Annotated in this window: 19 protein-coding genes; 10 read left to right on the forward strand and 9 right to left on the reverse strand. The window is 69.3% G+C overall.

Annotation, left to right across the window (positions count from 1 at the left end):
* Positions 1 to 236 precede the first annotated feature (236 nt).
* Entirely contained in the window at positions 237 to 443 is a 207-nt protein-coding gene (locus PSR88_RS10840; RefSeq protein ID WP_005251806.1) for a PspC domain-containing protein, read from the forward strand.
* A 178-nt stretch (positions 444 to 621) separates the two neighbouring features.
* Here the strand turns inward: PSR88_RS10840 and groL are convergent, their stop codons facing one another.
* The 5 genes from groL to PSR88_RS10865 form a co-directional block, all read right to left on the reverse strand.
* The gene (gene groL, locus PSR88_RS10845) at positions 622 to 2247 is read right to left on the reverse strand and encodes a chaperonin GroEL (RefSeq protein ID WP_005263938.1); all 1626 of its coding nucleotides are present in this window, start codon (positions 2245 to 2247) and stop codon (positions 622 to 624) included.
* A gap of 229 nt (positions 2248 to 2476) precedes the next feature.
* A complete protein-coding gene (locus tag PSR88_RS10850; RefSeq protein ID WP_016882720.1) occupies positions 2477 to 3031 on the reverse strand; it encodes a DUF6764 family protein in 555 nt (184 codons plus the stop codon).
* A gap of 80 nt (positions 3032 to 3111) precedes the next feature.
* Complete coding sequence (locus tag PSR88_RS10855; protein ID WP_016882719.1) at positions 3112 to 3891, reverse strand: HAD-IIA family hydrolase; 780 nt, start codon at positions 3889 to 3891, stop codon at positions 3112 to 3114.
* Positions 3892 to 3977: 86 nt separating this feature from the next.
* Positions 3978 to 4871: a universal stress protein gene (locus PSR88_RS10860; RefSeq protein WP_016882718.1), complete on the reverse strand. Its 894-nt coding sequence runs from the start codon at positions 4869 to 4871 to the stop codon at positions 3978 to 3980.
* Between the two features lie 12 nt (positions 4872 to 4883).
* Complete coding sequence (locus PSR88_RS10865) at positions 4884 to 5885, reverse strand: zinc-binding alcohol dehydrogenase family protein (protein WP_192815073.1); 1002 nt, start codon at positions 5883 to 5885, stop codon at positions 4884 to 4886.
* 147 nt (positions 5886 to 6032) lie between these two features.
* Between PSR88_RS10865 and PSR88_RS10870 the strand changes: the two genes are divergently transcribed.
* Entirely contained in the window at positions 6033 to 7196 is a 1164-nt protein-coding gene (locus tag PSR88_RS10870) for a helix-turn-helix domain-containing protein (protein ID WP_029539299.1), read from the forward strand.
* An 85-nt stretch (positions 7197 to 7281) separates the two neighbouring features.
* The gene (locus PSR88_RS10875) at positions 7282 to 8538 is read left to right on the forward strand and encodes an NAD(P)/FAD-dependent oxidoreductase (RefSeq protein WP_016882715.1); all 1257 of its coding nucleotides are present in this window, start codon (positions 7282 to 7284) and stop codon (positions 8536 to 8538) included.
* Between the two features lie 7 nt (positions 8539 to 8545).
* Here the strand turns inward: PSR88_RS10875 and PSR88_RS10880 are convergent, their stop codons facing one another.
* Positions 8546 to 9409, reverse strand: coding sequence for an alpha/beta fold hydrolase (locus PSR88_RS10880; protein WP_029539297.1), 864 nt, complete (start codon positions 9407 to 9409; stop codon positions 8546 to 8548).
* Between the two features lie 71 nt (positions 9410 to 9480).
* Positions 9481 to 11028 carry a histidine ammonia-lyase gene (gene hutH / locus PSR88_RS10885; protein ID WP_011594967.1) on the reverse strand — a complete coding sequence of 516 codons (1548 nt, stop codon included), beginning with the start codon at positions 11026 to 11028 and terminating at the stop codon, positions 9481 to 9483.
* Positions 11029 to 11503: 475 nt separating this feature from the next.
* On the opposite strand from hutH, the gene PSR88_RS10890 reads away from it, so the two are divergent.
* From PSR88_RS10890 to PSR88_RS10915, 6 genes are all read left to right on the forward strand, one after another.
* Positions 11504 to 11959 carry an SRPBCC family protein gene (locus PSR88_RS10890; RefSeq protein WP_009474827.1) on the forward strand — a complete coding sequence of 152 codons (456 nt, stop codon included), beginning with the start codon at positions 11504 to 11506 and terminating at the stop codon, positions 11957 to 11959.
* A gap of 34 nt (positions 11960 to 11993) precedes the next feature.
* Positions 11994 to 12518, forward strand: coding sequence for a tetratricopeptide repeat protein (locus PSR88_RS10895; RefSeq protein ID WP_011594969.1), 525 nt, complete (start codon positions 11994 to 11996; stop codon positions 12516 to 12518).
* Positions 12493 to 13530: a MerR family DNA-binding transcriptional regulator gene (locus tag PSR88_RS10900; RefSeq protein ID WP_016882713.1), complete on the forward strand. Its 1038-nt coding sequence runs from the start codon at positions 12493 to 12495 to the stop codon at positions 13528 to 13530. Before PSR88_RS10895 ends, PSR88_RS10900 begins: the two co-directional genes overlap by 26 nt.
* Before the next feature lie 62 nt (positions 13531 to 13592).
* Entirely contained in the window at positions 13593 to 14306 is a 714-nt protein-coding gene (locus PSR88_RS10905; RefSeq protein ID WP_009474830.1) for a phosphatidylserine decarboxylase, read from the forward strand.
* Entirely contained in the window at positions 14303 to 15166 is an 864-nt protein-coding gene (gene pssA / locus PSR88_RS10910) for a CDP-diacylglycerol--serine O-phosphatidyltransferase (RefSeq protein WP_005251763.1), read from the forward strand. Before PSR88_RS10905 ends, pssA begins: the two co-directional genes overlap by 4 nt.
* A 27-nt stretch (positions 15167 to 15193) precedes the next feature.
* Positions 15194 to 17377 carry an AAA family ATPase gene (locus tag PSR88_RS10915; RefSeq protein ID WP_009474831.1) on the forward strand — a complete coding sequence of 728 codons (2184 nt, stop codon included), beginning with the start codon at positions 15194 to 15196 and terminating at the stop codon, positions 17375 to 17377.
* Between the two features lie 39 nt (positions 17378 to 17416).
* Here PSR88_RS10915 and PSR88_RS10920 read toward each other — a convergent pair whose 3' ends face one another.
* On the reverse strand, positions 17417 to 18169 hold the full coding sequence (locus PSR88_RS10920) for an isocitrate lyase/phosphoenolpyruvate mutase family protein (RefSeq protein WP_016882712.1): 753 nt from the start codon (positions 18167 to 18169) through the stop codon (positions 17417 to 17419).
* Positions 18170 to 18281: 112 nt separating this feature from the next.
* Between PSR88_RS10920 and PSR88_RS10925 the strand changes: the two genes are divergently transcribed.
* Positions 18282 to 19622 (forward strand): hypothetical protein, encoded by a 1341-nt coding sequence (locus PSR88_RS10925; RefSeq protein WP_009474833.1) that lies wholly within the window; start codon positions 18282 to 18284, stop codon positions 19620 to 19622.
* Here PSR88_RS10925 and PSR88_RS10930 read toward each other — a convergent pair.
* Entirely contained in the window at positions 19619 to 20035 is a 417-nt protein-coding gene (locus tag PSR88_RS10930) for an NUDIX hydrolase (RefSeq protein ID WP_009474834.1), read from the reverse strand. The genes PSR88_RS10925 and PSR88_RS10930 overlap by 4 nt on opposite strands.
* Between the last annotated feature and the right edge of the window lie 102 nt (positions 20036 to 20137).

The following is a 20137-nucleotide window of genomic DNA, read 5'->3' on the forward strand; positions in this document are numbered from 1 at the left end:
AACGCATCCTCTTTGTCTCGCAATTCATAATTAGATGGCAAAAGTTTCAATCTTGGCATCTATTTGACCCCAAGTGTGGGATATCGAGTTTTTCGGCGCGGCGCGGACACGGAGGGCGATCGACTCGAGGCACGAGCATCCGGCGGCATGGAGCGGGCGCTCAGGGTGAAAGACCAGGGTCGAGATCGGGGTACATCCCGATGTGCCGGCAGGTACCGCCGAAACAGAATGGACGCATGACATTCGACAGCAACACTCCCCGCCAGTTCACCCGTTCCGACAACCAGAAGATGCTCGCAGGCGTCTGCGGCGGCATCGCCGAATACTTCTCGGTGGACGTCAACCTCGTCCGACTGCTCACCGTGGTCGCCACGCTGGTCACCGGCGGCACCGCAGCTCTCGTCTACCTCGCCGCCTGGATGCTGATGCCTGCCGGACACTGATACCGACCCAGGCGGCAGCACCGAAAAGCACTGTGGCCGTGGAAAGAATCCACGGCCACAGACAAGAAAGAGCCCGGGACACCAGATGGTGTCCCGGGCTCTTTCGGAGCACTTCGTGCCCGTGCGTGGTGGGCGAGTCCGGGGACTCCTCAACCACTCACGGGAGGCGTAGCCGCCTTTAGAAGTCCATACCGCCCATGCCGCCGGTCGGGTCGCCCACGGGCGCTCCGGCCTTCTCCGGCTTGTCGGCGACGACGGCCTCGGTCGTCAGGAACAGAGCCGCGATGGACGCTGCGTTCTGCAGCGCGGAGCGGGTGACCTTGACCGGGTCGTTGATGCCGGCTTCGAGCAGGTCGCCGTACTCGTTGGTCGAGGCGTTGAGGCCGTGACCTGCGGGCAGGTTGCGAACCTTCTCGGCAACGACGCCGGGCTCGAGGCCCGCGTTGAAGGCGATCTGCTTCAGCGGTGCTTCGAGGGCGACGCGAACGATGTTCGCACCGGTGGCCTCGTCACCTTCGAGCTTCAGGTCGTCGAGCGCGGGAGCCGACTGCAGCAGAGCCACGCCACCACCGGCGACGATGCCCTCTTCGACGGCAGCCTTGGCGTTACGCACGGCATCTTCGATGCGGTGCTTGCGCTCCTTGAGCTCCACCTCGGTGGCAGCGCCGGCCTTGATGACTGCAACGCCACCGGCCAGCTTGGCCAGGCGCTCCTGCAGCTTCTCGCGGTCGTAGTCGGAGTCGCTGTTCTCGATCTCGGCGCGGATCTGCGCCACGCGACCGGCGATGGCCTCGGGGTCTCCCGCGCCTTCGACGATGGTGGTCTCGTCCTTGGTGATGACGACCTTGCGTGCCTGGCCGAGCAGCTCGAGTCCGGCGGTCTCCAGGGAGAGGCCGACCTCTTCGCTGATGACCTCGCCACCGGTGAGGATGGCGATGTCGGCGAGCTGAGCCTTGCGACGGTCACCGAAGCCGGGGGCCTTGACGGCCACGGACTTGAAGGTGCCACGGATCTTGTTGACCACCAGGGTGGACAGGGCTTCGCCCTCGACGTCCTCGGCGATGATGACCAACGGCTTGCCGGACTGGATGACCTTCTCCAGCAGCGGCAGCAGGTCCTTGACCGTGGAGATCTTGGAGCTCACGAGCAGGATGTACGCGTCCTCGAGGACGGCTTCCTGACGCTCCGGGTCGGTGGCGAAGTACGCCGAGATGTAGCCCTTGTCGAAGCGCATGCCCTCGGTGAGCTCGAGCTGCAGGCCGAAGGTGTTGGACTCCTCGACCGTGATGACGCCTTCCTTGCCGACCTTGTCCATGGCCTCGGCGATGAGCTCGCCGATGGACGGGTCGCCTGCGGAGATACCAGCGGTAGCAGCGATCTGCTCCTTGGTGTCGATCTCCTTGGCGGTCTCGAGCAGACGCACGGTGACGGCCTCGACGGCCTTCTCGATGCCGCGCTTCAGACCCAGCGGGTTGGCGCCGGCAGCGACGTTGCGGAGACCCTCACGGACGAGAGCCTGGGCGAGAACGGTAGCGGTGGTGGTTCCGTCGCCGGCGACGTCGTCAGTCTTCTTGGCGACCTCCTTGACCAGCTCGGCACCGATCTTCTCGTAGGGGTCCTCGAGCTCGATCTCCTTGGCGATGGAAACACCATCGTTGGTGATCGTGGGGGCGCCCCACTTCTTCTCGAGCACGACGTTGCGACCCTTGGGGCCCAACGTCACCTTGACTGCGTCGGCGAGGGCGTTGAGTCCCCGCTCGAGGCCGCGACGGGCCTCTTCGTCGAACGCGATGATCTTGGCCATTGCGAAGTGATCCTCCGGATTGGGGGTGACACACAAGGCGACCGCTAGTCGGGTCGCCTCATTTACGCCTTCGGCCGAGTTCGGTGCCCGCGACGGACGACCAGGGGTGTCTTTGGTTCCCGGTCTCACCGTCCCGACCTGGCACTCACGCGTCGTGAGTGCCAAGTGCATTTTTAGCACTCGGACAGGGTGAGTGCAAGGTCGGGACGGAACCGGTGCGCCCGGGCGATCAGCGCATCGCGCAGACCTGGCCGGTGTTCACGTTGAACGCGAGGGACAGGGCACCGACGCAGTCGACGCCGTTCGCGTCGGCAGTCGCGCCCGAACCCCAGCCGGCGATCGCGACGGTGGTGGTGCCGTCGGCCGCACCGGAGCGAGCGATGCCACCGCCGAGCGCGAGCGCGTAGGCCTGACCCGAGCCGGTCGACGCACCGAGCGACGTTCCGTATCCGTTGGCGTACGTCGTGGCGCCGCTGTGTCCGTTGGCGACACTCACCGCGGTGCCGCTGTCCGCGGCCATCGCGTGGGCAACGCCGGCCTCGGACGCCTTGGCGCCGCAACTCGCGGTGTCCGACACCTGGACGTCGTTGGCCGACGGCGGGGAGACACAGTTGACGGGGGCGGCACCGGCGATGCCCGCACCGGCCACCGAGATTCCCGCCGCGACGCCCAGACCCACGGCCATCGCCGCTCCCACGCGTGCCAGCCGTCGGCCGAACAGAGTCGAGATACGAGTACGAGATACCGAGGCGGTCGAGGTGACGGGCGTGGAGACAGCGAGCATGGAAGCTCCTTCTGGGAACGACGAATTGGAGGATTCGCCGCGAGAGTACCCGCTCGCGGCCGGTTAGTCCCGGACCGCGGTCAGGCGAGTTCGTCGAGGAGCTTCGGCAGCTGCGCGACGGAGTCGACCACGTGGTCCGGTCGCTGCGGGGCGAGGTCCAGAACCGACTGGCGGAACTTGCCCGTCCGCACCAGAACGCCGGTCAGTCCCACCCGCTGCGCGGCGAGGACGTCATTCGTCAGATCGTCACCGACCATCACTGTCACGTCCGGTTCCGTGCCCATCAGATCGGTGGCGGTGAGGAACGCCGCGAGCGACGGCTTGCCCACCGACACGACGTTGGTTCCCGCGACCTCTTCCATACCGGGCAGATACGTGCCCGTGTCGATGCGCAGCCCGTCGTGGGTGGCCCATGTGGTGGCCCGGTGCATCGCGACGACGGGGACGCCGTCGAGCATCAGCTCCACCACGCGGCTCAGAGCGTCATGCGTGAATTCCGGCCCGGCGCCACCGAGGATCACCACCTCGGGGTCCTCGTCGTCCAGTTCGATCCCGGACAGATCGGCCATGATGTCGCCGCTGTTGAGGACCCAGGCCCGCGCCCCGGGGTAGGTCGACCGGACGTACTCCGCGGTGAGCCGGGCCGCCGTGACGATCTCGCCGGAGTCGGCCTCGATGCCCGCCGAACGGAGGGCGTCGGCGATCTCGTCGCACGTCCGGGACGTCGTGTTGGTGAGGTAGGCGCACGCGAGTCCGCGCTCGCGCACCTCCCGCACCGCCGCCGCGGCCCCGTCGATCGGATGCCACGAAGTAACCAGAACCCCGTCTATATCGAGCAGGACACCCTCGACCCCAGCCATGACAGGAGCCTATCCGCGCGGCTCGGACGGTGTCACTGCCGAGCCCGGCTCGGACGGTGTCACTGCCGAGCCCGGCTCGGACGGTGTCACTGCCCAGCCCGGCAGACGAGGACGGGGCAGGGAGCGCGGTGCACCAGATTCTGGCTGACGGATCCGAGCAGGGCACCCATCACCTTGCCCCGGCCGTGGCTTCCGACCACCAGCAGTTGCGCCGTCGTCGCGTGCCGCAGGAGGACGTCGGCGGACACCCCCTGTGTCGTCACCTCGTTCACCGGCACGTCCGGGTACTCGTCCCGGATGCCGGCGAGGCATTCGGACACGACGGCCTTCTCCCCTTCCTCGTAGGCGGTCCAGTCCACGTACTTCGACGCATGGGCGAGGCCGTGCTGCTTCTCACCGCTCCACGCGTGCACCACGTCCAGACCCACGCCGAACGCGGACGCGAGTGCGAACGCCTCCTCGACGGCCTTCTCGCTGACCTGGCTGCCGTCCACGCCGACGACGATCGGTCGGGTGTCCGGTGAGGCCGTCGCGGGCGCTCCCCGGACGACCGCGACGGGACTGTGCGCGTGATTGACCGTCCGGAGCACCGTGGACCCGAGGAGGTAGTCGGTGACCGCGCCGGCACCCTGCGCGCCGAGCGCCACGATCCGCGCCGCCCTCGACAACTCGATCAGGTGGGACGCCGCCGACCCGGATCGGACGTCGCGCTCGACGGCGAGTCCGGGGTGGTCCTGCAGGACGGCAGCGGTGGTGGCGTCGAGCATCGAGTTGCCGTCCTCGCGCAGTTCCTGGATGAACTGGGCGTCGATCATCATCGCGGTGCCGTTGTAGAACGTGGCCTCGTCCGGGTAGGTGTGGGCGAGCAGGAGTGGGGCGTCGAGCCGGACCGCCGTGCCCGCGGCCCAGCGCGCCGCGTCGAGCGCGGCGCGTGAACCATCGATACCGACGACCACGGGCGCCCCTGCATGTTCGCTCATATCTCTCTCCCTCTACGGCTCGAGAACTGCTGCACCGCTGAACTTTCCGCCGGCCAGGTCGCGCAGGGCCCGGTCGGCGCGGTCGAGTGGGTACGGGTGGATGTCGATACTCAGCCGGTGTTCCGCTGCGATGCGCAGGAATTCGACGGAATCCGAACGGGTATTGGCGGTGACGCTGCGGATCTGCCGTTCCCGGAACAGATGCTTCTGATACTCGAGCGCGGGAATGTCGGTGAGGTGGATCCCCGCGACCGCGAGGGTGCCGCCGTCGGCGAGCGCCTCCATCGCCACGGGCACCAGATCGCCTACCGGCGCGAACAGAATCGCGGAGTCGAGGGGTTCCGGCGGCACGTCGCGCACACCCTGCACGGACGTCGCCCCGAGTCGCTGCGCCAGCGCACGGGCCTCCGCCCCACGCGTCATGACGTGCACGCGGGCGCCGCGGATCGACGCGACCTGGGCGGTGAGGTGCGCGCTGCCGCCGAACCCGTAGATGCCCAGTGCGCCGCCGTCGGGGACCGTGGCACGTTCGAGTGCCCGGTAGCCGATGATCCCGGCGCACAGCAGGGGTGCGAGTTCGGCGTCCGAGTAGCCCTCCGGCAGGTGCAGCGCGTAGTCGGCCGGGACCGTCGCGAATTCGGCGTATCCGCCGTCCGCATCCCATCCCGTGTACTGCGACTGCCTGCACAGGTTCTCCGCGCCGCGCAAGCAGGCCGCGCAGTGTCCGCAGGTGTGACGCAGCCAGGCGATTCCCACCCGGTCGCCGACAGCGAAGGACCCCGACACCGAATCGCCCAGTGCGGCAACCTCCCCCACCACCTCGTGGCCGGGAATCACCCGGGGCCGGTGCACGGGCAGGTCCCCTTCGGTCACGTGCAGGTCGGTGCGGCACACTCCGCACGCCAGCACCTTCACGAGAAGTTCGCCCGTTCCCGGCTCGGGAACCGTCTCGCGTCCGAGTTCCACCGGGTGGCCCGCGACGGGGCCCGGCGCGACCACGCGCCACGCGGCCATCGTTCCGGTTCCGCCCTGCGCCGCCGCCATACCCCCACAATGCCCGTGTGGGGTGGCCACCGCCAGAACCAGGAGGCCCGTGTCTCGAGGACACGGTGTCGCCGCGAAGACCGGGCCGGACCGTCCCCGGCAACTAGGCTCCCAGGCATGGACCTGCGCGGTGAAGACCTGTTCACGGTGGCGGGGTCGCTGGCCGAGCTGATCGGCGCGCCGATCACGATCGAGGACGAGAACTCGACGGTTCTGGCCTATTCGAGCGGCGAGCAGGCCGTGGACCAAGCCCGCATCGAGACCATTCTGGGACGGCAGGTGCCCGGGAAGTATCGGCAGCTCCTCGCGGACGCCGGCGTCTTCGAGCGCCTGCACCGCGACACCGACGTCTTCTACGTGGACATGCGGATGCCGAACATGACTCCCCGCGCGGTGATCGCGGTGCGGGACGCGGGACGGTCGGTCGGGTCCATCTGGGCGGCGATGACGTCCGCCCCCACCCCGGAACAGGAATCGATCCTGCGGTCCGCGGTGCCTGTCGTCGCAGAGCACATCGCGGCGGAGCGCGAACGGGTGGACGTGACGCGCCGGATGCAGGTGGATCGGGTGCGTGCGCTGATCAACGGCGGCGAGCCCGCCTTCCGCGCCGCCGACGACCTCCGGTTGGAGGGAAGGTTGACCGTCGCGGCGGCCGCCCCGGTCACGATCGGGCGCTCGCTGCCGTCCGGTTTGCTCGCCTCCCTCGGCCTGTACCTCGACACGTTGGCGGTCGATTCGGTCGCCGCCCAGCTCGACGACGTCATCTACGTGGTCATCGCCGCGTCGGAGAAGGACGTCCGGCGCCTCGCCGAGAACTTCCTCGGTCGCGCCCGCAGCGGGGCGGCGTTCGTGGTCGCCGTCGGACGCGAAGTGACGACGGCCAGCCAGGCTCACCTGTCGCGAGGGGACGCCGACCGGGTCCTCACCGTCCTGCAGCACGCCCGGTCCGGCGGTGTCGTCGGGACGATGCGGGACAGTCTCGCGTCCGTGCTGGCGTTGCGTGTCGCGGACATCTTCGACGGCCTGGGCGAGCTCACCCCGCTCGCCGCGCTCACCCGGCACGACGAGCAGCACGGGACCGATCTCGTGGCCACGGCCCGCGCCTTCCTTACCCACGGCGGCGACGTCGCGGATGCGGCGGCCGCGCTGCACGTGCACCCCAACACCCTGAGGAACCGGCTGCGACGCTGCGTCGATTCGTGCGACGTGGACCTCTCCGACGCGGACACCCGGCTCATCCTGATGTTGCATCTGAAGCTGACGGGACTGCGGGCCATGTGACCCCTGGCCGATTGCACAGGGGGCACTGTCGGGGACTGGCCGAACGGCTACTCCCCCGGCGCCGTCGCCGACCCATGATGGAGTCATGAGCACAGTGCAGCGCCCTGACCACGTCGCGATCGTCGGAGCAGGCGTCGTCGGATTGTCCACGGCGTGGTTCCTCCAGGAGCGCGGCGTGCGCGTCACGGTCGTCGACCGTGAGAGTGTCGCGTCGGACGCGTCCTGGGGCAACGCGGGTTGGCTCGCACCGGCATTGACGCTGCCGCTGCCCGAGCCCGCCGTGTTGAAGTACGGGCTGCGCGCAATGCTGAATCCGTCGTCGCCGGTCTACGTTCCCTTCACGACCGATCTGCGCCTGGTGCGTTTCCTCGTCGGCTTCGCCCGGCACTGCACGCCCTCCCGGTGGGAGGACGCGATGAAGGTGTACGCCGAGGTCAACCGGATCTCCCTGGGCGCCTACGACGAACTCGCGGACGGCGGCGTGCGGGAGCACACGCATCTCGCCGACCCGTTCCTCACCGCGTTCAAGTCGGACGAGGACCGCGAAGCGCTCGTCGACGAGTTCCGTCACGTCGAGGCCGCAGGCGGCGAGGTCGAGTACGACCGCGTCGACAGGGACGAGATCCACTCTCTCGAGCCGAGTCTCGGCGACGGCGTGCACTCCGGTCTGAGGCTGCGCAACCAGCGCTTCATCGACCCGCCGCGCTTCGTGCACTCACTCGCCGACGCCGTCCGGGCCCGGGGCGGCGACATCAGGTCCGGTTTCGACGTGGCCGCTGTGCAGGATCGAGGACGGTCGGGGGTCAGCCTGGTCTCGGCCACCGGCGACGCGGTCGCCGCCGATGCCGTCGTCATCGCCAGCGGCGCACGCCTCAATGCTCTCGCCCGCCCGTTCGGTGTCCGCGCCCTGGTACAGGCCGGCCGCGGCTACAGCTTCAGCGTCCAGCCCGAGCAGATGCCGAAGAACCCGATCTACTTCCCCACCCAGCGAGTGGCGTGCACGCCGCTGCACGACCGTTTCCGTGTCGCCGGAATGATGGAATTCCGCAGTCCCGACGCACCTCTCGACCCGCGTCGGGTCCGGGCGATCATCGAGGCCGCGACGCCCATGTTCACCGGCATCGACTGGGAGTCGCGTCAGGAGGAGTGGGTCGGATCCCGGCCCTGCACCACCGACGGACTTCCGCTCGTCGGCGCCACCCGCTCCCCCCGCGTGCACGTGGCGGGCGGTCACGGAATGTGGGGCATCGCCCTGGGCCCGCTCACCGGGCGCATGATGGCCGACTCCATGACCGGCGGCGAGGTTCCCGGCGTCATGCGGCATTTCGACCCGCTGCGCTGAGCGCGGCTCAGGAACGAGCTGCCCAGAATCTGCGCAACTCGACGACCAGTTCGCGCGAACGTTCGTCGGGGAAGAACAACTTGCCACCCCGGATCTCCACGACTTCCCGTGCTCCCGGGATGAGGTCGCGCAGCCAGTAGGCCCACTTCGTCCGGAAGAACCTGTCTCCGGTGCCCCACACGACGAGTGTGGGGACCTCGAGTGCCGCGAGGTCCGGCTCGACCGCGAGTAGGTCGCGTGGATGGAGGGACGCGATCCAGCGCTGGAAGAGCAACGCTCGGCCGTGGGTGCCGAGGAGCGGCTCGACGTACGAGGCCACGACTTCCTCCGGCAGTGATCGCACGTTCTGATACCCACTGCCGTACAACAGTTTACGAGCCCTCGACACGTTCCTCGCCAGTGGTGGCGCAATCCGGGCGAGCAGTCCCGCCCGCGCGAGCAGCACGGCGGGAAGGAACGCCTTCGGCGGCACGTTGTCATGGGTTTCGCAGTTCGTCAACGTCAGCGACGACAACCTGTCGGGGTGCCGGGCCGCGAAGATCTGCGCGACCGCTCCGCCGGTATCGTTGGCAACCACGTCGACCTCGAGCAGCCCCAGGGCGTCGCACGTGGCCGCGACGACGTCGGCGAGTGCGCCCAGCGTGAAGTCCTGATCGGGCGCGGCGGGGGTGTGACCGTGCAGCGGAAGGTCGAGGGCGACGCACCGTCTTTCTCCCTCGAGCTGACTGATCACGTTGCGCCAGAGGTAGCCGGAGGTCCCGACGCCGTGGATGAAGAACGCCACACGGCCGGTGCCGGAATCGAAGTAGCTGACCGGACCACGGTCCGTGCCGACGGTCTTCCTGCGTGTGTCGAACTCCGCGAGAGTCATGAGGACCATCTCCTGCATTCCACGGTAGTTCGCAAGACTCGCGACATCAACGGAGCCGTCGAGCGCCCCGGTCAGTCCAGCTTTCCCACCACCGACTCCGCGCTCGCGACCAGCGCGCCGGACGAGGCGAGGGTGACTGCGGCCTCGATCTCCGGCGCGAGGTGACGGTCGGTCCCCGGTCCGGCGACGTGCTCACGGATCGTGTCCCGCACCGCACCCGTCGCCGGTGACGGTGCGAGCGGGGCACGCAGGTCGAGCGCGCGAGCCGCTGTCAACGCCTCGATGGCGAGCACCCGGGTCAGTCCGTCGATGGCCCGGCGCAGCTTCCGGGCCGCCGACCACCCCATCGACACGTGGTCCTCCTGCATCGCCGACGACGGAATCGAGTCCACACTCGCCGGCGCCGCCAGCCGCTTCAGCTCCGAGACGATCGCCGCCTGGGTGTACTGCGCGATCATGTGGCCGCTGTCCACCCCGGGGTCGTCGGCCAGGAACGGGGGCAGCCCGTGATTGCGGGCCACGTCGAGGAAGCGGTCGGTGCGGCGCTCGCTCATGCTCGCCACATCCGCGACGACGATCGCCAGGAAGTCCAGCACGTACCCGACCGGCGCCCCGTGGAAATTGCCGTTCGACTCCACCCGCCCGTCCAGCGTCACCACCGGGTTGTCGATCGCGCTCGCCAGTTCCCACGACGCCACCCGCTCGGCGTGCGCGAGCGTGTCCCGCGCCGCCCCGGCGACCTGCGGGGCGCACCGCAACGAGTAGGCGTCCTGCACCACGGTGCAGGACGGATTGGCGTGACTCTCGACGATCTCCGAGCCGGCGAGCAACCGGACCATGTTCGCGGCGGCGTGGGCCTGTCCGGGGTGCGGCCGGAGCGCCTGCAGGTCCGGGGCGAACACCCGGTCGGTGCCCAGCAGCGCCTCCACGCTCATCGCCGCCGTGACGTCGGCCAGTCGGAGGAGCCCGTGCAGGTCCTCGCACGCCAGCAGCAGCATGCCGAGCATGCCGTCGGTGCCGTTGATCAGGGCGAGACCCTCCTTCTCCTCGAGCACGACGGGTTCGATGCCGGCAGCGGACAGTGCCGTCGCCGCGGGCACGAGTGCTCCGTCCGCATCCCGCACCGTGCCCTCACCGATCACCGCGAGCGCGACATGGGCCAGCGGCGCCAGATCGCCCGAGCATCCGAGGCTCCCGTATTCGTGGACCACGGGTGTGATGCCGGCCGACAGGAGCGACGCGTACACCTGCGCGACTTCCGGCCGCGCGCCGGTCCTGCCGGTGGCCAGGGTCGACAGCCGCAGCAGCATCAGCGCCCGCACCACCTCGCGTTCCACCTCGGGGCCGTTTCCGGCGGCATGCGAGCGGACCAGGCTGCGCTGCAGCTGCGTCCGGAGCGCAAAAGGTATGTGCCGGGTGGCGAGGGCCCCGAAACCCGTCGAGATCCCGTACACGGGCTTCGGGTCCTCGGCCTGCGCCTCGATGCGCTTCCGGGTTTCCGCCATGGCCGACATCGCGTCCCGTGAGATCCGCACCGGGGCGCCTCGACGCGCCACTCGGATCACTTCTTCGGCGGAGACCGCTCCGGTCCCGACCACGACAGACTCTTCGGCTCCCACAACCCCAGTCTCCCCCGGGGCCGGAAGGAGCGTGACGAGATTGCGGGAGCGACGACGGCGTCTACAACCGGCCGCGGAGAGCTTCCTCGATTTCGCGTGGCGTCATCAGACGTTCGAGTTTTTCACTCGGCCACGAGGACGGACGTCCTTGCAATCGGGCTGATTCGAGTAGAGGGAGAGGGCTGCGGTCCCACCGCAGGATCGAATGAACATTCACTACCGATCACTTCCGAACACCGACTCGACAACTTTCCATTTGCGCCATTGCACCGGCGACATTTCGTCGCGCTCTTGACTCATCGCCCATCGTGCCCCTTTGGTTACACGGTTTCGATGAGGCGCGCGGAAGTGCTGGAAAAACTGCGGTCGGAGGAGAATTCAGTGACCTACCGCACACGGCCCGGGCCCGAGCGCCTAGTATGGCGCCAAAGTAATTGTTACCTCACGTACCACCTTCCCTGACTGGAGACAGCCGATGGCAAACACCCTCGAAGCAAGCATCGACATCGACGCGACCCCGCAAGACGTGTGGGCCGTCGTGTCGGATCTGAAGCGGATGGGCGAATGGAGCCCCCAGTGCCGCACGATGCGCGTCCTCGGTGGCGTCGTCGAAGAGGGCACCAAAACCGTCAACATCAACCGCAAAGGCTTCCTCGTGTGGCCGACCACGTCGAAGGTCGTGAAGTTCCAGCCGAACAAGGCCATCGCGTTCCGGATCCTCGAGAACCGCACCATCTGGTCGTACGAACTCGAGCCGACAGCGGGCGGAACCAAGGTCACCGAGCGCCGCGAAGCCCCGACCGGGACGTCGAAGGTGTCGCAGTTCCTGGTCAAGACCGTCCTCGGCGGCAACGAGGACTTCGAGGTCGACCTCGTGAACGGCATGAACACCACCCTCGCCCGCATCAAGTCGGCAGCCGAGCGCACGTAGTCCGGTTGACCCTCGACCTGGTCGAGGCCCCAGCGTGGTCCGCATGGACACACCGGACGCCGTCATGGCGAGGATCGCACAGGGGCAGGAACTGGCAGTAGCGGGTGACCGGGAGGGCGCCCGGCGCATCTTCGAGGAGGTGTGGGACGCCCTCGCCGGTCCCGGCGCCGACACACCGGACCCGTTGCACGTCGTCACGCTGGCCCACTACATGGCGGACGTCCAGACCGACCCCGTCGAGGAGCTGCGCTGGGATCTGCGAGCCCTCCACGCCGCCGACTCGCTGACCGACGACCGAGCTCGGCAGCACCACTCCTCGCTGCGGGTCGCGGGGTTCTACCCGTCGCTGCACCTCAACGTCGCGGCCGCTCATCACGCGCTCGGCCAGACGTCCGAGGCACGCCAGCATCTCGATCGGGCCACACAGAGCTGCGAACACCTCACCGACAACGGATACGGCCGGATGATCCGCGGGGCCGTCGAGCGACTCCGCGCAGAACTCGACGCGGAGGCTGTCGGACCGCAGGGGCAGAGTGAGCACCGTGCTCAGCATCGGTGAACTCGCCCGGGCGTCCGGTCTGTCGGTCAGCGCGCTGCGGTTCTACGACAAGGCGGGCGTGCTCACCCCGCACGCGGTCGACCCGCGGACGGGCTACCGCTGGTACGCCGACCGGCACGTGGACGCCGCGGTCCTCGTCGCCGCCATGCGCCGGGTGGGTGTGCCGGTGAAGGACATGGCGGCCGTGCTGAGCGGGACGGACGCCCACGGACTCCTCGACCGGCATCTCGGCCGGCTCGAGAAGGGGCTCGACGACGCCCGGCGCGAACTGACGAAAATTCACCGCCTGCTCGAGGCGCGAGCGACCCGGGAGTGCACGGTCGTCCTCCGCACCGCCGACCTCCTCACCGCGTTCGGCTCGGTGCGGTTCGCCGCCGACCCGGACTCGGACTTCCCGGTGTTGCGCGGCTGCCTCCTCGAAACGGACCACGACGTGCTGCGGCTCGTCACCACCGACCGCTACCGGCTGGCGGTGGGAACGGCGACCCTCCTCGAACCGCTGGACGAACCGATCTCCGCCGTCGTCCCGTGCACGTTCCTGGACGACGCGGCCGGGCTGCTGCGTCGCCACGACACGGCGACCGTCGTCGTCGGCGCCGACAGCATCACCCTCCGCTGCGGCGCCGAACAGCTCGGCACCCGTCTCGTCGACGGTGCGTTTCCCGACCATCGCAGTCTGTCGCCCCTCGACCGCGGAATCGAGTACACCTTCTCCTCGGCGGACCTGCGCGCACTCCTCGCCGACGCCGGCCACCGGGTGGATCTCGGCGTTCTCGAGTCGGGCGAGATCGTCGTCGGCAGGCAGGGAACGGAGCAGCCCGTACTCTTCCAGGTGCAGGTGAATGCCGGTTTTCTCCTCGAAGCCGTCGACGCGCTGCCGGGTGAGCAGTTGACGTTCCAGGTGGGTGGACCCATCACGCCCCTCGCCATCCGGCCACGATCGATTCACACATCGGACCGCGCGAGTGCGTACTCTCTCCTGATGCCGTTGCAGCCGGTAGCGCTCACGTAATCTGTGGGTGCGGCGCGATGGCGCGCAGGCAGCACGTCCGTCCGACACAGTTAGAGGAGCCCGTGGCACGCAAGCCCACACCCCCCGGAACCCAGCAACCCACGAGCGTCGGGCACATCGTCGACCTCGTCCGCGGAGCAGTTCCGCCCCTGCATCCGGCCGGGCTGCCCTTCGTCCTCGCACCCCTCGGTGTGGCCGTCCTCGGCCGCAAGCGCAAGTGGGTCCGGCGCGGAGCGCTGACCTCCGCCGCAGCGTGCGCCGCGTTCTTCCGGCATCCGCACCGCGTTCCGCCGAACCGCGTCGGCGTCGTAGTCGCACCCGCCGACGGCGAGGTCGCGCTCGTCGACTCCGCGGTCCCGCCGTCCGAACTCGACATGGGCACCGAGCCGCTCCCCCGGGTCAGCATCTTCCTGTCCGTGCTCGACGTGCACGTCCAGCGCAGTCCTGTCGGCGGTGAGGTCACGAAGGTCGTCCACCGGCCGGGCCAGTTCCTCTCCGCCGATCTCGCCGACGCCAGCGAGGTCAACGAACGCAACAGCATGCTGCTGCACACCCCGGAGGGCCACGACGTCGCCGTCGTGCAGATCGCCGGTCTGCTCGCCCGCCGGATCGTCTGCGACGCCAAGGTCGGCGACACCCTCCCGATCGGTGACACATACGGCCTGATCCGGTTCGGTTCCCGCGTCGACACGTACTTCCCGGCGGGCACCACGTTGCTCGCCGAGCGAGGGCAACGGACGATCGGTGCCGAGACCGTCATCGCTCAACTGCCGTGATCGCCAACGCGAAGCAACAGCGGAGAGGTCGACCCCAGCAGGCGGTCCGGCTCCTGCCGAGCGTGGTCACGATCCTCGCGCTGTGCGCGGGGCTGTCCGCCGTCAAGTTCGCGCTCGACGGCGACCTGGGAACAGCGTTGGCCATGATCGGTGCGGCCGCGGTCCTCGACTCGCTCGACGGCCGGATCGCGCGCATGCTCGACGCCACCAGCAAGATGGGTGCCGAACTGGATTCGCTCGCCGATTCCATCTCGTTCGGCGTCGCCCCGGCCCTGGTCCTCTACGTCACGCTGCTGGACGGTCAGAGTTTCGGCTGGATCATCGCCCTGATCTACGCGGTGAGCATCGTGCTGCGGCTGGCCCGGTTCAACACGCTCCTCGACGAGGACGACATGCCGGGTTACGCCAACGAGTACTTCACGGGTGTCCCGGCGCCCGCGGGTGCGCTGGTCGCGCTGACCCCGCTGGCTGCCGCGGCGCAGTGGGGTGACGGCTGGTGGTCGTCGTATCCCGTCGTCGTGGCGTGGACCGTGATCTCCGCGGCGCTGATCGTCAGCCGGATCCCCACGCTCGCGCTGAAGACGGTGTCGGTGCCCCCGCACATGGCGGCCGGTCTGCTCGTCCTCGTGGCGCTCGCGGCGGCGGCTCTGGTCACCTACCCGTACATCCTGCTGATCGCGCTCGTCGCGGTGTACCTCGGGCACATTCCGTTCGCGGTCCACTCCAAGCGGTGGGTGGCCGCGCGACCCGAGACGTGGGACATCAAGCCGTCAGAGCGGCGGGCCATCCGGCGTCAGCCCGACGCCCGCGGCAGGCGATCCGCCGCACGGCTCGGACTGCGCCGTCCCCGGGCCCGATAGTTCGCTCCCGCACGTAGGCTCGACGGCGTGACCTCACCGGAACTCGCGCTCACAGTCCGACTGAACACCTCGGCCGCCGACACCCGGCGCGGCGTGGTCCGGCTGCATCCGGAAGCCCTGGCCGCGCTCGGCCTCCGCGAGTGGGACGCGATCGCCCTCGTCGGCGCGCGCCGCACCGCCGCGGTGGCGGGTCGCGCGCCCGCCGGAACCCCCACCGGGACTGCGCTCCTCGACGACGTGACGCTGTCCAACGCCGGGCTGACGGAGAACAGCACGGTCGTCGTGACACCGGTGACGGTGTACGGCGGGAAGACGGTGACGGTCAGCGGGTCGAATCTGGCCGTCAACTCCGTCTCCGACGTCACCCTGCGTCACGCCCTGCTCGGCAAGGTCCTCACGGTCGGCGACACGGTGTCGCTGCTCCCCCGCGATCTGGGCCCCGGCACCAGCACCGCCCCCGCGACGCAGGCACTGTCCCGGACGTTCGGTGTCGCGTGGACATCGGAGTTGCTCACCGTCACCGGGGTCGACCCGGCCGGCGGTCCGGTGAGCGTGCAGCCCAACACCGCGGTCGGGTGGGGCGAGGGTGTGCGCGCAACGGTGTCCGCGGCCCCGACCCGGTTGCCCGCGCCGCCCGTCCGGCCCGCCGAGGAGGTGCCCCCGGTTCCGGTCGAGGACCTGGTGGGTGCCCACACGCAGGCAGCCAAACTCACCGAGTGGCTCGGACTGGCACTCGACGAACCCGAACTGCTCCGCAAGCTCGGGGCCTCACCCCATCTGGGTGTCCTGGTGACCGGGCCCGCCGGTGTCGGGAAGGCGACGCTCGCCCGAGCGGTACTCGCATCCCGGCGACTGGTCGAACTCGACGGGCCCAGTGCCGGCGCGTTGGAAGCCGACTCACGGTTGCAGCGGGTCACGGCGGCGGTCGACGCGATCCGCAGCGGCGGCGTCCTGCTGATCACCGACATCGATGCCCTGCTGCCTGCCACCCCGGAGCCGGTGTCCGCGCTGATCGTCGAACAACTCCGCCGCGCAGTCGACACCGTCGGGGTCGCGTTCGTGGCGACGTCGGCGCACCCGGAGTCGGTCGACGCCAGGTTGCGCGGGCAGGACCTGTGCGACCGTGAACTCACCCTGACCCTGCCCGACGGCTCCACCCGCCGGGCGCTGCTGGAACTGCTTCTGCGGAAGGTCCCCACCGACGGCATCGCCCTCGAGGCGATCGCGGCCCGCACACCGGGATTCGTCGTCGCTGACCTCGCCGCGCTGTGCCGGGAAGCGGCCCTGCGCGCCGCTTCACGCGCGGCCAGGAAACCCGTCGACCCGGCACTCACACAGGACGACCTGCTCGGCGCACTCGACGTCATCCGCCCGCTGTCGCGGTCGGGCAGCGAGGAACTCGCGATCGGCACCCTCACCCTCGACGACGTCGGGGACATGGTGGAGACCAAGCAGGCGCTGACCGAGGCGGTCCTGTGGCCGTTGCAGCATCCGGATTCGTTCGCCCGCCTCGGCGTCGATCCCCCGCGCGGAGTGCTGCTGTACGGTCCGCCCGGTTGCGGCAAGACCTATCTCGTTCGGGCGCTGGCAAGTTCGGGACATCTGAGTGTGCACGCCGTCAAGGGCGCCGAGCTGATGGACAAGTGGGTGGGCGCGTCCGAGAAGGCGGTCCGCGAACTGTTCCAGCGGGCACGGGATTCGGCCCCGTCGCTGATCTTCCTCGACGAGGTGGACGCCCTCGCGCCGCGGCGCGGCCAGAGCTCCGACTCCGGGGTGTCCGACCGGGTGGTGGCCGCCCTGCTCACCGAACTCGACGGCGTCGAACCGCTGCGCGACGTGGTGGTCGTCGGTGCCACCAACCGTCCCGACCTCATCGATCCCGCGTTGCTGCGCCCCGGCCGCCTGGAGCGGCTGGTGTTCGTGCCGCCGCCGGACGGCGAGGCCCGCCGCGCGATCCTGCGCACATCCGGGAAGTCGGTGCCCCTCGCCGACGACGTCGACCTCGACGCCCTCGCCGACGACCTCGACGGCTACTCGGCCGCCGACTGCTCGGCGCTGCTGCGGGAAGCCGCGCTGGCCGCCATGCGCCGGAACATCGACGCGGCCGACGTCACCGCGGCCGACGTGGCCGAGGCACGCGAAAAGGTGCGCCCCTCACTCGATCCCGAGCAAGTGGCGCACCTCGAGTCCTATGCGCTGTCGCGCCCGTGAGTACTTGTTAACCGCGGGCGGTTAACAAGTACTCACGGGTCAGGACCAGCGGCCGAGCAGCGTGGCCGCGTGTGCGGCGAGGGCGGCCTGGAAGAACGGCCCGAAGCTCACCCGCGCGACGCCGAGCGGCCCGAAGGTCGCCGGATCGTCCTGATCGGGCAGACCGATGGCGTTGACGGGCAGCGGCAGCTCCGACGTGAGCCGCTTCTGGGTGGCGTCGTCGTGACGGCCCACGGGGTACAGCACGTCGGCCCCGGCCTCGGCGGCGAGCTTCAGCCGAGCGATCGCGCGGTCGACACGGTCGGACTCGTCGCCCACCTGCTTCACGAACAGGTCGGTGCGCGCATTCACGACCACGTGGACCCCGGCGGCGTCGGCCGCCTGCCGCAGCCCTCCGACGAAGTCGGCGTGCTCCTGCGGTTCGCGGAGACGCCCGCCCTCGCTGTGGACCGTGTCCTCGATGTTCAGGCCCACGGCTCCCGCGCCGATCAGACCTTCGATCAGCCGGGCGGGCTCGAGCCCGTATCCCGATTCGATGTCGACCGACAGCGGCAACTCCACCGCTGCGGTGATCTGCGAGATGCGGTGCAGCAGCTCGTCGAACGTGATCCCCTCGTTGTCGGGCTTGCCGATCGAGTCGGATACCGGGTGGCTTCCGACTGTCAGCGCCTGAAACCCAGCGGACACAGCCAGATTCGCGGACCAGGCATCCCACACGGTGGGCAGGATGACGGGGTTGCCGGGCTGGTGCAGCCCCAGCAGGGTGGTGGCCTTCTCGTTGATCGACGTCATAGGTGGGCTCCTCGCCTCGGTTGTATTCGATCGGAGTCGTTCTCGGGCACGCCTTCGGTGCCAACGCCGGGTTCGCCATTTCCATTCCTACCCGCTCGAGTACCGTGAGCGAATGGACTTCCGGGAACCTCTGTCGGCCGCAGCTGCTCTCGCGTCCGGCGCACTGGCCGGTTTCGTCCTCACCAATCCCCGCAACCGGGCCTGGACGATCAACGCGTCCGACCGGGAGATCGAGCGGTGGCTCAGCAGCCAGCCGACGGGTGTGGTGGTGGCTCTCGTTCTCGCCGTCGTCGCGGTGGCCGGTCTGCAACGGTCCGGCTCCCGGCGAGTGTCGTGGATCCTGGCGGCGGCGTGCGCGCTCGCCCTGATCGGCGCGCGCTGGGCGGTGCCGAATGCCGGCGGGGTCGACACGCTGATCGCCCTGCACTTCGCGAAGACCGCGACCGCCGGGTTCCTGCTCGGCGCGGCGGTCGCCGCGGTGTGGGGTCGCTGGGTGTCGCAGCTGGCGCTGACTCTCGGTGTCACGAGCGCGTTCCTTCTCGCGAGTGTGCAGCGACTGCCGCGCAGTGACACCGCGTATGTCGAGCCCGCGAGTATGAGCACCTCCGCGATCGGCGAACCCCCGCAGTGGCTGCTGCTCGGAGTTCTCGTGCTCGCGCTCGCATCGGCCGTGGTGGCGCGGTCGCAGTTCCGGGTGCAGCGTCCGGACCGGAAGACTCTGCTGACCGCGTTGGTCGGGGCCCTGGCTCTCGCCCTGCTCAACCGATTGTTCGGGGCGTGGATCGACGATCAGGAATTCGGCGAACCCCTGACGGTCTGGCTGATCGTCGCGTTCTCGCTCGCCGTGATTCTGACGGCCACGGTGCTAATCGCACGCCGGTTCCCGGGGATCGACGGACGCTTCCTTCTCGCCGCGACCGGTGTCACCGCCGCGGCCGTGCTCGTCCTCGACGACCTGCGGACTCCGCGGGTGACGACGCCCGCGCCTGCGTTGCTGGCGGTCGGCGTCGTCGCTCTCGCCGCGGGTATCGCGGTGGCGGTCCGGGTCCCGCCGAAGTGGCGGCGCCCGCAGTGGGGACTCTGCCTTGCCGCCGTCGTTCCGCTGCTCGCCGCCGTGTGGCCCGACTTCGGCGACGACGGAGTCGCTCTGCTGATCCGGCTGGCCGTGCTGGGTTGCGGTGCGGGTTTCGCGCTCGCCGCCGCGCTGCCGGGGTCGGCACCGGTCGCGGTACTCGGTTTCGCGTTGCCGTTCGCGTCGCTGGTGTTCGTGGCGGCGACCACTGTTCCCCGCAGCCGGGTGGTTTACTCGGGTGCGAGCAGCGAACACCGTCTGCCATCGTCGCCTGCCTCGACCGCCGCGTCCGACCATCTCGTCGGCTTCGTGATGCTGCTCGTCGTCGCGTTCTGCGTCTACTCGGTGCACGAGCGGCGCAGTACGCCGGACGGCAGCTAGTCGAGGAGGCCGAGCGCCTGCAGCCGGCGGAACACGAGCATCGAGCCGGGCGCGACGTCGGGCATGGCCGCGTATTCGTCGACGGTGAAGTACCGGAGTTCGGCGATCTCGCTCGTCGGCCGCGGCTCGGCGCTCAGTTCGGCGAGGAAGCAGGTCATGTGCAGGTCGGTGCCCTCGGGATGTCCGTACGCGGGCGCCTCGAAGACCCCCAGATGTTCGAGCGTCCCGTCGACGATTCCGGCGTCGAGTTCCTCCCGGATCTCGCGGTGCAGAGCCTGTTCGGCATTCTCGCCCGGATCGATCTTTCCGCCTGCCATGTAGAACGCGGTCTTCCCCACCGATCGGGTCTGGAGGAGTTTCCGGTCGCGGATGTGGGCGAGCGCGGCGGTTCGGATCTCGGCAGGCACCGTCACAAGATAGAACAATCCGGCAGGCCGCCCATAACACAATGCGCCCCATTAGTCCGATTTGCCGCGATTGTGAGTCCGAATAATCGACCCAGTAGGATGTACCCC

Origin of the sequence: Rhodococcus sp. DK176, from assembly GCF_038447315.2 — a bacterium.
In the GTDB taxonomy this organism is placed as follows: Bacteria; Actinomycetota; Actinomycetes; order Mycobacteriales; family Mycobacteriaceae; genus Rhodococcus_F; species Rhodococcus_F jostii_A.